Origin of the sequence: Alistipes provencensis, from assembly GCF_900083545.1 — a bacterium.
Taxonomy (GTDB): Bacteria; Bacteroidota; Bacteroidia; order Bacteroidales; family Rikenellaceae; genus Alistipes; species Alistipes provencensis.
Genome location: NZ_LT559262.1, coordinates 3,462,914 through 3,475,764, shown reverse-complemented (window position 1 = coordinate 3,475,764; position 12,851 = coordinate 3,462,914). Strand labels below are relative to the sequence as shown.

Annotated in this window: 14 protein-coding genes; 12 read left to right on the top strand and 2 right to left on the bottom strand. The window is 59.1% G+C overall.

Features of this window, described 5'->3' with window-relative positions:
• Positions 1–65: 65 nt before the first annotated feature.
• Together meaB and BN5935_RS13595 are read right to left on the bottom strand one after the other, a co-directional pair.
• Positions 66–1,187: a methylmalonyl Co-A mutase-associated GTPase MeaB gene (gene meaB, locus BN5935_RS13600; RefSeq protein WP_064976577.1), complete on the bottom strand. Its 1,122-nt coding sequence runs from the start codon at positions 1,185–1,187 to the stop codon at positions 66–68.
• Between the two features lie 6 nt (positions 1,188–1,193).
• A complete protein-coding gene (locus BN5935_RS13595; RefSeq protein ID WP_064976576.1) occupies positions 1,194–1,658 on the bottom strand; it encodes a hypothetical protein in 465 nt (154 codons plus the stop codon).
• 71 nt (positions 1,659–1,729) lie between these two features.
• Here BN5935_RS13595 and BN5935_RS13590 point away from each other — a divergent pair, with 71 nt between their 5' ends.
• The 12 genes from BN5935_RS13590 (at position 1,730) to tsf (ending at position 12,831) form a co-directional block, all read left to right on the top strand.
• Positions 1,730–2,719, top strand: a complete 990-nt coding sequence (locus BN5935_RS13590; protein WP_064976575.1) for a glycosyltransferase family 4 protein — start codon at positions 1,730–1,732, stop codon at positions 2,717–2,719.
• A gap of 210 nt (positions 2,720–2,929) precedes the next feature.
• Positions 2,930–3,340, top strand: a complete 411-nt coding sequence (mce, locus tag BN5935_RS13585; RefSeq protein WP_064976574.1) for a methylmalonyl-CoA epimerase — start codon at positions 2,930–2,932, stop codon at positions 3,338–3,340.
• A 5-nt stretch (positions 3,341–3,345) separates the two neighbouring features.
• On the top strand, positions 3,346–4,908 hold the full coding sequence (locus tag BN5935_RS13580; RefSeq protein ID WP_064976573.1) for an acyl-CoA carboxylase subunit beta: 1,563 nt from the start codon (positions 3,346–3,348) through the stop codon (positions 4,906–4,908).
• A 13-nt stretch (positions 4,909–4,921) separates the two neighbouring features.
• Positions 4,922–5,257 carry an OadG family protein gene (locus BN5935_RS13575; RefSeq protein WP_235821118.1) on the top strand — a complete coding sequence of 112 codons (336 nt, stop codon included), beginning with the start codon at positions 4,922–4,924 and terminating at the stop codon, positions 5,255–5,257.
• Between the two features lie 13 nt (positions 5,258–5,270).
• On the top strand, positions 5,271–5,732 hold the full coding sequence (locus BN5935_RS13570; protein WP_064976571.1) for a biotin/lipoyl-containing protein: 462 nt from the start codon (positions 5,271–5,273) through the stop codon (positions 5,730–5,732).
• Positions 5,733–5,736: 4 nt separating this feature from the next.
• Positions 5,737–6,948: a sodium ion-translocating decarboxylase subunit beta gene (locus BN5935_RS13565; protein WP_064976570.1), complete on the top strand. Its 1,212-nt coding sequence runs from the start codon at positions 5,737–5,739 to the stop codon at positions 6,946–6,948.
• A gap of 99 nt (positions 6,949–7,047) precedes the next feature.
• Entirely contained in the window at positions 7,048–8,211 is a 1,164-nt protein-coding gene (locus tag BN5935_RS13560) for an energy transducer TonB (RefSeq protein ID WP_082944155.1), read from the top strand.
• Between the two features lie 108 nt (positions 8,212–8,319).
• Positions 8,320–9,819 (top strand): TonB family protein, encoded by a 1,500-nt coding sequence (locus BN5935_RS13555; RefSeq protein WP_064976568.1) that lies wholly within the window; start codon positions 8,320–8,322, stop codon positions 9,817–9,819.
• A gap of 184 nt (positions 9,820–10,003) precedes the next feature.
• Complete coding sequence (gene rplM / locus BN5935_RS13550) at positions 10,004–10,459, top strand: 50S ribosomal protein L13 (protein WP_064976567.1); 456 nt, start codon at positions 10,004–10,006, stop codon at positions 10,457–10,459.
• Between the two features lie 5 nt (positions 10,460–10,464).
• Positions 10,465–10,851: a 30S ribosomal protein S9 gene (gene rpsI / locus BN5935_RS13545; RefSeq protein ID WP_010260168.1), complete on the top strand. Its 387-nt coding sequence runs from the start codon at positions 10,465–10,467 to the stop codon at positions 10,849–10,851.
• A 182-nt stretch (positions 10,852–11,033) separates the two neighbouring features.
• On the top strand, positions 11,034–11,966 hold the full coding sequence (gene rpsB / locus BN5935_RS13540; RefSeq protein WP_064976566.1) for a 30S ribosomal protein S2: 933 nt from the start codon (positions 11,034–11,036) through the stop codon (positions 11,964–11,966).
• Between the two features lie 34 nt (positions 11,967–12,000).
• A complete protein-coding gene (gene tsf, locus BN5935_RS13535) occupies positions 12,001–12,831 on the top strand; it encodes a translation elongation factor Ts (protein WP_064976565.1) in 831 nt (276 codons plus the stop codon).
• The last annotated feature ends 20 nt before the right edge of the window (positions 12,832–12,851 follow it).

Genomic DNA, 12,851 nt, shown 5'->3' with positions numbered 1-12,851 from the left:
CGGACAATTTAAAATCCCCGCAGATTTTTTTCTGCGGGGATTTTTTGCCGTATGCCGAAGTTTGTCTAAGGCTTGGGTTTCTTGTCGAAGTAGATCTCCAGCAGCTCCTTGGCGGCAATGAACGACGAAATCCTGTCCTCCAGCACGCGTGTCTCATACTCTCCGATGCGGGCCTCGACGGCCGGATTGTGGTAGAAACTCCCGCGCAGCGCCTCGTTGATCGTCTCGTACATCCAGTATTTGTTCTGCCGGTTGCGGTTGTGCTGGAAATAGCCGTTTTTCTCGATGTGGTCGAGATACTCCTCGACGCCCTTCCAGACCTCCTCCAGACCCGCCTTGGTCACGGCCGACGAGGTGTAGACCTTGGGCCGCCAGCCCGATTCGGGCACCGGAAAAAGCCTCAGGGCGCCTTGGAACTGCGTCTGGGCCAGCTCCGCTTTGTGGATGTTCTCGCCGTCGGCCTTGGTGATGACCATCAGGTCGGCCATCTCCATAATGCCGCGCTTGATACCCTGCAACTCGTCGCCTGCGCCCGAAATTTGCAATAACATAAAGAGGTCGACCATCGAATGCACGGCGGTCTCCGACTGCCCGACGCCCACCGTTTCGATGAAGATGACGTCGAACCCGGCGGCTTCGCACAGCACGATCGTCTCGCGGGTCTTGCGGGCCACGCCGCCCAGCGACCCTGCCGAGGGGGAGGGGCGCACGAAGACGTCGGGGTTGTTGCAGATGCTCTCCATGCGGGTCTTGTCGCCGAGGATCGAGCCGCCGCTGCGCTCCGACGAGGGGTCGATGGCCAGCACCGCGAGTTTGTGGCGCAGCCCGACGACCATGTTGCCGATGGCTTCGATGAACGTGGACTTGCCGGCCCCCGGAACGCCCGTGATGCCGATGCGGACCGATTTTCCGGCGTGGGGCAGACACGCCTCGATGATCTCCTGCGCCTGCGCATAGTGCGCCGGGTTGGACGATTCGACCAGCGTGATGGCCTGCGAGAGGGTGGTGATATTGCCCGCGAGGATGCCCGCGACATACTCCCCGGTCGAGAGCGCGCGCTTCTTGCGACGCTTGAAGTAAGGGCTTACTATGGGCTGGTCCTCAACGCCTTCCGTGACGTTGAGGGCCGTGTCGTGGTGCGTGTCCGCGTACTCTTTTTCGTAGTGGTCTATCTTGGTGAATGACATGGAACGTTACTTGGTTGATTGTTCGATCAGTTTTTCATTGAATTGCAGCGAGTTGCCCATCCATACCGCGCGGTTCTTGGCATCGGTCAGCACGCCGAACGGCACATAGGTGACGCCGAAGGCCGTGAATCCCTTCTCGGCGCCGAGCACCACGGAGATCTGCCGCGAGAGGTAGGGCCGGAGCAGGGAGGCGATTTTCGCGGTATCTTCTTTCGTGACGACGATCACACGCAGTTTGGTCCCTAATTTGCCCGTCATTTTCTTCAGCTTGTCGAGCGAGGTGACGCAGGCGGGATTCGAGGAGTGGAAAAACTCGATGTAGGTCGCCGGAGCGGCTGCGGGCTGACGGTCGTCGAGCCATTTCTGGGCCTTGAGCTCGGGAACGCGATCGCCGAGCACGACGTTCTGGGCCGCGGCGCCGCCGAAAGCCGATACCGTCGCAAACGACAGGATGAGAAGCACTTTCTTCATAAGAGAGCCTTGTTTTATTCGATAAAGATAGCAATTATTTACCATATGGAACAATTTTTCAGGAACAAGTTATGAAAATAGGACTCGATACGGCCCCGGTTTCGTCCCGGGGCAGTTACTTCCAACACCTTGCCAAGGTGCTGGCGCATTACGCTCCGGAGCACGAATATGTCGTTGACGCAAAGCATCGTGGGCGTGTCGACCTCTACCACGGCTTCAGCTCCTCGCTGCCGCTCTCCGTTCATCTGGGGCGCGTCCCGGCGGTGATGACCGTCCCCAACCTCAACTTCCTGCGCTACCCGCACCTCTACACCCTCTCCGAGCGGATTATCGCCCTGCGCCTCTACCGCCGGGCCCTGCGGCAGGCGCAGCGGGTCATCACGGTCAGCACTCCGGCCCGCGAGGAACTGTCGGAGCGGCTGAGCATCGACCCTTCGAAGATCGAGGTCATGATGCCGCTCGCGGCCCGCGTGCCGCAGGAACCGCCGGTTCAAGCGGAACTTGAACACACGCGGCGCAAGTATGGTCTGCCTGAGTCGTTTATACTGATGCTCGGGACGGTCGAACCGCACCACAACCACGAGGCTGTGCTGGATGCGCTGCCGGCCACGGAATCCACGGCCGGGGTGGTCATCTGCGGCCGCCGCACGGTCTATTCGGATTTCCTGCTGAACTATGCCCGCAAACGGCACTTGGCGACGCGGGTGGATTTCATCTATGAACTGACGCCCGCGGACCTTCCGGCGCTGTTCCGGCTGGCGCGGGTCTTCGCCTACCTGCCCGATGCCCGGGCCGAGGCGTCGATCGTGCCGGTGGTCGAGGCGCTGCGTGCGGGGCTTCCGATGATGCTGAGCGACACGCGGCTCAACCGCGAGGCCGCCGGGGATGCCGCCGTCTATGTCGATCCCGAGGCGCCGGGCGAGGTCGTCGCCGCCTTGGAGAACGCCCTCTGCGACGAGTCGTGGCGGCAGGCGATGCGCCGGCGCGAACGCCGCCGTGCGGAGCTTTTCTCCGAATACGCCGTGGCCCAGCGGCTGATGGATATTTACACATCCCTGTAACTCCGGCTTTCGAACCGCAAGCCGCCGGAGGCTCCGCCGGGGCGAACCGCCTTTTCGGACACATCGGGCGAATTTCGAACCTAAAGTTATTGCCAAAAAAAGTCCGCCGAATTTTGGCGGTTCTGAAAGATTCGTCTATCTTTGTGTTCGCAAAATAACAACGACCGAAAGTACACATAAATATTTACTAACTTAAATTTAATTGTTGCTATGAAAGTTTCTCATATCGAGCATCTTGGCATCGCCGTGAAGAGTCTCGATGAAGCAATTCCCTACTGGGAAAACGTGTTGGGCCTTAAGTGCTACGCCATCGAAGAGGTTGCCGACCAGAAGGTCCGCACGGCGTTCTTCATGCTGGGGCAGACCAAGATCGAACTGCTGGAGCCCACTTCGGAGGAGTCGACGATCGCCAAGTACATCGAGAACCGCGGCGTAGGCATCCATCACATGGCTCTGGCCTGTGAGAACATCGAGGAGCAGCTTGCCGACGCCGAGGCCAAGGGCATCCGCCTGATCGACAAGACCCCGCGCAAGGGAGCCGAGGGCATGACCATCGCTTTCCTGCACCCCAAATCGACTCAGGGCATTTTGACGGAGCTTTGCGAAAACAAAAACAAATAAGAGATATGAGCCAAATTCAGGATAAGATCAACCAACTGATCGAGAACCGCGAAACGGCCCGCATGGGCGGCGGCCAGAAGGCGATCGACAAACAGCACGACAAGGGCAAGTACACGGCCCGCGAACGTATTCAGATGCTCCTCGACGAAGGATCGTTCGAGGAGTTCGATATGTTTGTGACCCACCGCTGCTACGATTTCGGCATGGAGAAGAAGCACACCTTCGGCGACGGCGTGGTGACGGGGTACGGAACGATCGACGGACGTCTGGTCTACGTCTTCGCACAGGATTTCACCGTGACGGCCGGTTCGCTGTCGCTGTCGATGTCCGACAAGATCTGCAAGGTCATGGATATGGCCATGCGCAACGGCGCACCCTGCATCGGCATGAACGATTCGGGCGGCGCACGCATTCAGGAGGGCGTCAACGCGCTGGCCGGTTATGCCAACATTTTCCAGCGCAACGTGATGTCGTCGGGTGTCATCCCGCAGATTTCGGCCATCTTCGGCCCCTGCGCCGGAGGGGCGGTCTATTCGCCCGCGCTGACTGACTTCATCATCATGAAGAAGGAGACCTCGAACATGTTCCTCACGGGTCCGAAGGTCGTGAAGACCGTGACGGGCGAGGACGTGACGCAGGAGCAGTTGGGCGGCGCCACGATGCACACCACCAAGTCGGGCGTGGCGCAGTTCGCCGTCGACACCGAGGAGGAGGGTATCGAGCTGATCAAGAAGCTGATTTCCTACATGCCGCAGAACAACATGGAGGATGCTCCGCTGGCCGTCTGCACGGACAAGATCACCCGTCTGGAGGATTCGCTCAACGACATCATCCCCGACAGCGCCAACAAGCCCTACGACATGGCCGAGGTCATCAAGGCCATCGTCGACAACGGCGAGTACCTCGAGTCGGCTGCCGGTTATGCCAAGAACATCATCACCTGCTTCGCCCGCTTCAACGGACAGTCGGTGGGCATCATCGCCAACCAGCCCAAGTACATGGCCGGTGTGCTGGACATCAACGCCAGCCGCAAGGCCGCGCGTTTCATCCGTTTCTGCGACGCCTTCAACATTGCGATCGTCACCTTGGTGGACGTTCCGGGCTTCCTGCCGGGCACGACGCAGGAGTACGGCGGTGTGATCACCCACGGCGCCAAGCTGCTGTTCGCCTACTGCGAGGCTACGGTGCCGAAGGTTACGGTGACGCTGCGCAAGGCTTACGGAGGCGCCTATATCGTGATGTCGTCGAAGCATATCCGCGGCGATATCAACTACGCATGGCCGACGGCCGAGATCGCCGTGATGGGCGCCAGCGGCGCCGTCGAGGTGCTCTACGGCAAGGAGGTCGCCGCGATCACCGATCCCGAGGAGAAAGCCAAGTTCGTGGCCGAGAAGGAGAAGGAGTACAACGACAAGTTCTCCAACCCCTACAACGCCGCCCGCTACGGTTACATCGACGACGTGATCGAGCCGCGCAACACGCGTTTCCGCGTGATCCGCGCCCTGCAGTCGCTGGCTACCAAGCGTCTGCAAAACCCGGCCAAGAAACATTCGAACATTCCCCTGTAAAGACCGATAGCTTATGATACTGCAAGCAATGAACTGGGGATGGTCGGAGATACTCTGGGTGTCGCTGATCGGATTCAGTCTGGTGTTCGTCCTGCTGGTGGCGCTGATCTTCATCATGAAGGGTTTCGGTGCCTGCTTCCGGGTGCGTCCCGAGACCGGCAAGAAGGTCGACGCCCAGCCGATGATCAGCCCCGAGGAGATCGCCGCGATCGCTACGGCGCTCAAGATCTACAAGGGCGCCCTGCACGACCGCGAATCCGAAGTGCTGACCATTCTCAACATCAAGCGGGCCTATTCGCCCTGGAATTCGAAAATTCACGGTTTAACCCAGCTTCCCGACCGGAAATAACCTAAACAAGAAAATGAAAGATTACTCACTGAAAATCAACGGACATAATTATAACGTCCAGATCGACAACGTAAACGAGACCTCGACGGTGGCTCATGTCGTGGTGAACGGCGTGGATTACGAAGTCGAGATCGAAGGGGCTAAAACCACCTCGGTGTCCCGTCCGCAGGTCGCTCCGGCTCCCAAGTCGGCCAACAGCGCCATGATCACCCCCAGCTCGGCGACGCCTTCGCCGCGCATCGCCGCTGCCGCCCCTTCTTCGGGCTACAGCGTGAAATGCCCCCTCCCGGGCACCGTGCTGAGCGTGAAGGTCGCTGCCGGCGATACGATCGCTGCGGGACAGACGCTCGTCGTGCTCGAGGCCATGAAGATGGAGAACAACATCGACGCGGACCGCGGCGGCGTTGTCAAGCAGGTCCTCGTGCAGCAGGGCGCTACGGTAATGGAAGGTGACGTTTTAATCGTAATCGAGTAGGCTTATGTGGAGTGCATTGACTTCCGGCTCCAATTTCGTGCTGGAAAGTCTGGAAACCTTTGTCGAGTCGACCGGCGTCGCCGGCCTCTTCGCCAACATGGGGTGGGGCAGTCTGGTCATGATCTGCGTGGCCTTCTTCCTGCTCTATCTGGCCATCAAGCATAAGTTCGAGCCGCTGCTGCTGCTGACCATCGCGTTCGGCATGCTGCTGACGAACCTTCCCGGAGCCAATCTCTACCACACCGAGCTCTTCGCCGGGGGGCATGTCCACTGGGATATCTTCGTGGCGCAGGCCGGACTGCTGGACTACCTCTATCTGGGCGTGAAGCTCGGCGTATACCCCTGCCTTATCTTCGTAGGCGTGGGCGCCATGACCGATTTCGGTCCGCTGATCGCCAATCCCAAGAGCTTCCTGCTGGGAGCTGCGGCGCAGATCGGTATCTTCCTCACGTTCATCGGCGCCTATGCGCTGGGATTCTCGCCCTCGGAGGCCGGTTCGATCGGTATCATCGGCGGCGCCGACGGTCCTACGTCGATCTATCTCACCGCGATCCTCGCGCCCGAGTTGCTGGGCCCGATCGCCGTGGCCGCCTATTCCTACATGGCCCTCGTGCCGGTGATCCAGCCGCCCATCATGCGTGCGCTGACCACCGAGAAGGAGCGCAAGATCAAGATGCGCCAGTTGCGTCCGGTGTCGAAGACCGAGAAGATTCTCTTCCCGCTGATTATCACTGTCATCATCGCCCTGCTGCTGCCGTCGGCCACGCCGCTGGTGGGCTGTCTGATGCTGGGCAACCTGATGAAGGAGTGCGGCGTGGTGGACCGTCTGTCGAAGACCGTGCAGAACGAGCTGATGAACATCGTCGTGATCTTCCTCGGCCTCACGGTGGGCGCTACGGCTACGGCCGAGGCGTTCCTCAATCCCCGGACGCTCTTTATCCTCCTGCTGGGCGTGATCGCTTTCGGCATGGGTACTGCCGGCGGTGTGCTGCTGGCCAAGGTGATGAACTTCTTCTCGAAGGAGGGGAACAAGATCAACCCGCTGATCGGTTCGGCAGGCGTTTCGGCCGTGCCGATGGCCGCCCGCGTGTCGCAGACCGAGGGTCAGAAGGCCGATCCGTCGAACTTCCTGCTGATGCACGCCATGGGTCCCAATGTGGCCGGCGTGGTAGGCTCGGCAGTTGCCGCGGGTATTCTGCTCTCGTTCCTCGGATAACCGAACCTGATTTTTGTAAAAAGCCGGATTTGTTTCCGGCTTTTTTTGTTTCACAGGGAAAAATTCGTATTTTTAAAAAGTCTAAACCTTACTTGTCTTATGAACCGAATTCTTCTTTTCCTGTTGGCCGTGACCGCGGCCATATCCGTTACAGCCTCATCCCGGACAGATGGCAGACAGACCCTTTCGGGGGAGCCCGTTTCTTTTCAGGGCGGGGATATGTTCACCTTCAGCCGGTATGTGCGGAATAATCTGACTTTTTCCGGGGACTGGTATCAGGAAGGAGATATTTTTCGGCTTACTCTGGCATTCCGGGTGGCGAAAAACGGCAAAGTGAAGGATGTGGAGGTGGAAAAATCCTCCGGAGACGATTCGTTGGACGGGGAGGTGCTCCGCATCGTGCGCGAATCGACCGGATGGACTGCCCGGAAAGGCGGAGCTCCCGATGTCAGGGAGCGGTTGCAGATGGAGATCGTGCTTCGCCGCGGGACGGACGGAAAGTTGTATGCCGAAGACCATTTTCCTTACAGAAAAGCCGACACGATGCCGACGTTCGAAGGGGGCGGTCCGGTGAAATTCAGGGAATGGATTGCTGAACGGGTCGGCGACCGGGACCCTGACGGTGAGCTGATCGATGTACGCGCGTCCCTGCGCCTTGTGATCGAGAAAGACGGTTCGATAACCAACTTGTCGGTAGATGACCGGGTTCCGGCATGGCTGGTCGAACGGATCGGAAAGGCACTCGATTCGGTTCCCCGTTGGACCCCTGCCGTTATGCAGGGCGAAAAGGTCCGTATTCAGGCTTGGGTGCAACTGCTTTTCGGCAAGGCGGCCGAACGGGCGAAGGCCGATTCGCCTAAAGATGAGGATGATGCTTTTCTGATCGTGGAACAGATGCCGACGTTCCGGGGCGGCGATTTCAATACGTTCCGCGACTGGGTGAAACTCAATGTGAAATATCCCGCCGATATGTATAAACAGGGTATCGAAGGGCGTGTCGTGGCGACTTTCATCATCAACCGGGACGGATCGTTGTCGGACGTGAAAATCCTGCAATCTCCCGAAGCGGAGTTCTCGCGGGAGGTGCTCAGAGTGCTCGGACGTTCACCCAAATGGACGCCGGGACAGCAGAAAGGCAAGACCGTAAGGGTCAAATACACGATTCCCGTCGATTTCCGGATTCCGGCCGGCCGTGAGTACCGCGGCGACGGACGCCCGGCCAACCCCTCCCGGATGGGCGGGTCCCAGATCACGCAGTTCTGACGATTCGGGCTCCGGAATTTTCCGGGGCCCAATTTTTTGCGCCGTGAATTGCTGACGGCGGCTTTTTTTGCTATATTTACACGACTCCATCACTAAACCTCTTTTGCGATGAAACGGTTGATCCTGCTGATAGCGGCTTTTGCGGCGCTCCATACGGCTGCCGCCGCCGAACGTTCGGTTGAAATTGCGGAAGGCCCGCCGCTGATCGACACCCTGACGGCCGAACCCTACCTGCTGGCCGACCCGATGCCTTCGTTCAACGGGGGCGGGACGCTCGAGTTCTGCCGCTGGGTGCAGGAGCATTTGCGCTATCCCCGCGAGGCGGTCATCTACGGTATCGAAGGGCATGTGGTGGTGAGTTTCGTCGTCGAAGCGGACGGCCGGGTTTCGAACGCCGAGGTGCTGACGTCGCCCGATCCGACGCTCTCCGAGGCGGCGCTGTTCGTCGTGCGCCGGTCGCCCCGCTGGGCTCCCGGGCAGTTGGACGGACGTCCCGTGCGGGTGAAACTCTCCATTCCGATCGATTTCAATCTCCAGTTGCCGGGGGCGAAATCCCCTGTCGGGGCGTCGCTGCCGAAATTTCAGGGCGGCGGATTGATCGACTTTAAGCATTGGGTGCTCCGCAACGTGGAGTTTCCCGACAAGACGTTCCTTAGCGGGGACGAGGGATGGGTCGAGGTGTCGTTCTCCGTGAACGGCAAAGGCAAGGTGCGCGAGGTGGAAACCACCCGCTTCAGCGATCCCGATTTCGCCTACCGGATTCAGCGGACGATCGCTTCGTCGCCTTTGTGGACCCCCGCGGGTACCGACGGACAGAAGCGCAGCACCGATTTCCGGCTGCGTTTCGACCTGCTGTTGCTGCGCGGCCCGAACGGACTTTATTCCGAAGACAATACGGCCTATACCAGCGCCGACAGCCTGCCGCGGTTCTGCGGCGGCTCGCCCGGAGTCTTCCGGGAGTGGGTGTTCCGGCAGGTGGACAGCCTGCTGGACCCCGGCGCCGCCGTGCCCCGGGTGCGGGTCAACGTGCGGTTCATCATCGAGCGCGACGGCACGATGAGCGGCATCAAAGTGAGCGCCCCCGAGGAGCAGTCGGGATTTGCCAAACTGGTCCGTCTGGCCGTCGACAAATCTCCGCTGTGGACGCCCGCCGTGGCGGGCGGCGAGAAGGTCCGCTTCCGGATTTCGCAGATACTCGCTTTCGGGCGCGAGGAAGATTTCGGGGAGAGCCCCGATTCGCTCGACGCGATGCCCCGATTCGAGAACGGCGGCCTTGCGGAATTCCGCAGATGGGTGACGCAGGCGGTGAAATTTCCGCGCGAGGCTCTCGAAGCGGGCATTCAGGGCCGTGTGCTGGTTTCGTTCGTTGTCGAGAGCGACGGCACGGTCTCGTCGGTGCGGATCATCCGGTCGCCCGACCCGATCCTCTCGCGGGAGGTGGTGCGGGCGCTGGCCGGGTCGCCCAAATGGACCCCCGGCAGCAAGAACGACGTGCCCGTGCGGGTGAAATATACGCTTCCGGTCGATTTCCGGGTCCCGGAAAAGCCGGCGGCGGGGCAGAAACCGGAATTCGGTCCCTCGTCGGGCAGCTATACGACCCGGCCCTGACAGCGTTTCCGGACATTGATGAAAGCCGCAACTTCCCTGAATACGGGGCGGTTGCGGCTTTTTTTGCGTTGTTTACGATTTTGATTTTCATTTGGTTTTGCAGTTCGAAATCTTTTTCGTACCTTTGCGCACCCGCAAAGTGCGGGAAACGGATTACAATAAGTTAAATTAAACGTAAACGAAAGTGGATTCATTAAGCTACAAGACTATCTCGGCCAATGCATCGACGGTGACCAAGGAGTGGGTCGTCATCGACGCTACGAACGAGGTATTGGGACGTCTTGCATCGCAGATCGCGAAGATCCTCCGAGGCAAGAACAAGCCCAGCTACACACCCCACGTCGACTGCGGTGACTACGTCATCGTCATCAACGCGGAGAAGGTGAAGCTCACGGGCAACAAAATGACCGACAAGGTCTACACGCGTCACACCGGGTATCCCGGCGGCCAGCGTTTCGCCACGCCCGCCGACTATCTGGCCAAGAAACCGACCTTCATCATCGAGAAGGCCGTCAAAGGCATGCTGCCCAAGACCCGTCTGGGCGAAAAGCTGCTCACGAACCTGAAGGTGTATGCCGGCGAGGAGCATCCCCACGCCGCACAGAACCCGAAGACCATTAAATTAAACGAGATTAAGTAAGAGTTATGGAAGTTGTAAACACCGTAGGTCGTCGCAAGGCCGCTGTGGCTCGCGTATATGTGAAGCCGGGCAAGGGTCAGATTACAATCAACCGCAAAGCGCTTGAAGTTTACTTCCCGCTCGAAATTCTCCAGTATCAGGTGAAGCAGCCCCTGCTGGCTACCAACACCGTGGAGAATTACGACATCGTCATCAACCTCGATGGCGGTGGTATCACGGGACAGGCTTCGGCCGCTCGTCTGGGCATCGCACGCGCACTGTGCGAGATCGACGCCGAGATGCGTCCGGTACTGAAGAAGGCCGGATTCCTCACGCGTGATCCCCGCGAGGTTGAGCGTAAGAAGCCCGGTCAGCCCGGAGCACGTCGCAAGTTCCAGTTCAGCAAGCGTTAATACGCACGACCGGAATTTCGGCAACGCACGGCGACGGTTTCCAAACCTTTCGGATTACCTATATATATTACGGTACTACCTCAAGGTTGCCGCGCCGCGGAAAACTCAGGGGACCGGCAAGGCCGCTACCCGCCTGAGTTGATGAAAAGAGAATTAAAATTAAACCAACGAATTGAATTAAAATGTCACGTACAGATTTTAATACATTACTGGAAGCCGGTGCGCACTTCGGTCACCTGAAGCGCAAATGGAACCCTAAAATGGCTCCTTACATCTTCATGGAGAAGAACGGCATCCATATCATCGACCTGCACAAGACCGTGCTGAAGATCGATGAGGCTGCTGCAGCCATCAAGCAGATCGCCAAGAGCGGTCGCCGCGTGCTGTTCGTAGCCACCAAAAAACAAGCCAAGGACGTTGTTGCCGAAAAGGTGGCAGCCGTAGGTATGCCTTACGTCACCGAGCGTTGGGCAGGCGGCATGCTGACAAACTTCCCCACCATACGTAAAGCCGTCAAGAAAATGGCCACCATCGACAAGATGACCACCGACGGCACGTTCGATAATTTCTCCAAGCGCGAGAAACTCCAGATCGCCCGCCAGCGCGCGAAGCTGGAGAAGAACCTCGGCTCGATCGCCGACCTGACGCGTCTTCCGGCCGCTCTGTTCGTCGTTGACGTACAGAAGGAATCCAACGCCGTGAAGGAGGCCAAGCGCCTCAGCATCCCCGTATTTGCAATGGTAGACACTTGTTGTGATCCGACCGACATTGATTACGTTATCCCTGCAAATGACGATGCTACGAAGTCGATCGCCGTGGTCCTCGAAGCCATGTGCGCCGCTATCGCCGAGGGCTCCGAGGAGCGCAAACTCGAGAAGGAGAAGGAAGCACAGGAGGCTGACGCCGAGGGTGCTGTAGTTAAGAAGGAGGGCAAGCCCCGCATCAAGAAATCCGTGAAGGCTTCGATCGATGCAGAGGAGGCTGCCGTGGCAGAGGTAGTTGCCGCTGTCGAGACTCCGTATGAGGAGCCTGCTGCCGCTCCCGCCGAAGCAGTTGAAGCAGCCGAGGCTGTTGCCGAGGTCGCAGAGGCCGTTGCCGAGGAAAAGGCAGAATAATTGTATTACGAACCGTAAGAGAAAGGAAAAGATTATGGAAATCAAAGCTGCAGATGTAATGAAGCTCCGCAAGATGACCGGTGCCGGTATGATGGATTGCAAAAGTGCACTCATCGAGGCTGAAGGCGACTTTGCGCGTGCTCAGGACATTATCCGCGAGAAGGGTAAGCTCGTCGTTGCCAAGCGCGCCGACCGCACCGCTACCGAGGGTGTCGTCGTGACGAAGGTCGTAGGCCGGAAGGCTTACATCCTCTGCTTGGCGTGCGAAACCGACTTCGTGGCCCAGAATGCCGAGTATACCGCTTCGGCTGAGGCCATGCTGGAGGTTGCCGTGAAGAACGATGCTGCCGACCGCGACGCTCTGCTGGCTACGAAGAACGACGAAGGCCATACCGTCGAGGAGATGGTGACCGAGAAGTCGGGTCAGACGGGTGAGAAGATCGAGCTGGCATATTATGGCCGCATCGAGGCTCCCTACTGCGCTGCATATGTGCACTTCAACAAGAAGCTGGGTACGATTCTGGGCTTCAGCAAGGAGATTCCCGCCGAGGTGGCTCACACCGTGACCATGCAGGCTACGGCCATGGCTCCCGTCTCGATCTCCGAGGCGGACTGCCCCGCAGAGGTCGTGGAGCACGAGCGCAAGATCGCCGTGGAGGCCATGAAGCAGGACCCCAAGAACGCCAACAAACCCGAGGCCATTCTGGAGAAGATCGCCGAGGGCAAGATGCGCAAGTTCTTCGAGGAGAACACGCTGCTGGCTCAGCCGGTGGTAGGCGAGAAGGAGACGATCGCCGAGTTCATCCACAAGGCCGACAAGGACGCTACGGTTGTTGCATACAAGCGTTTCGCCTTGGGCGAGTAGTTTCCGATAATTGCGGCGCA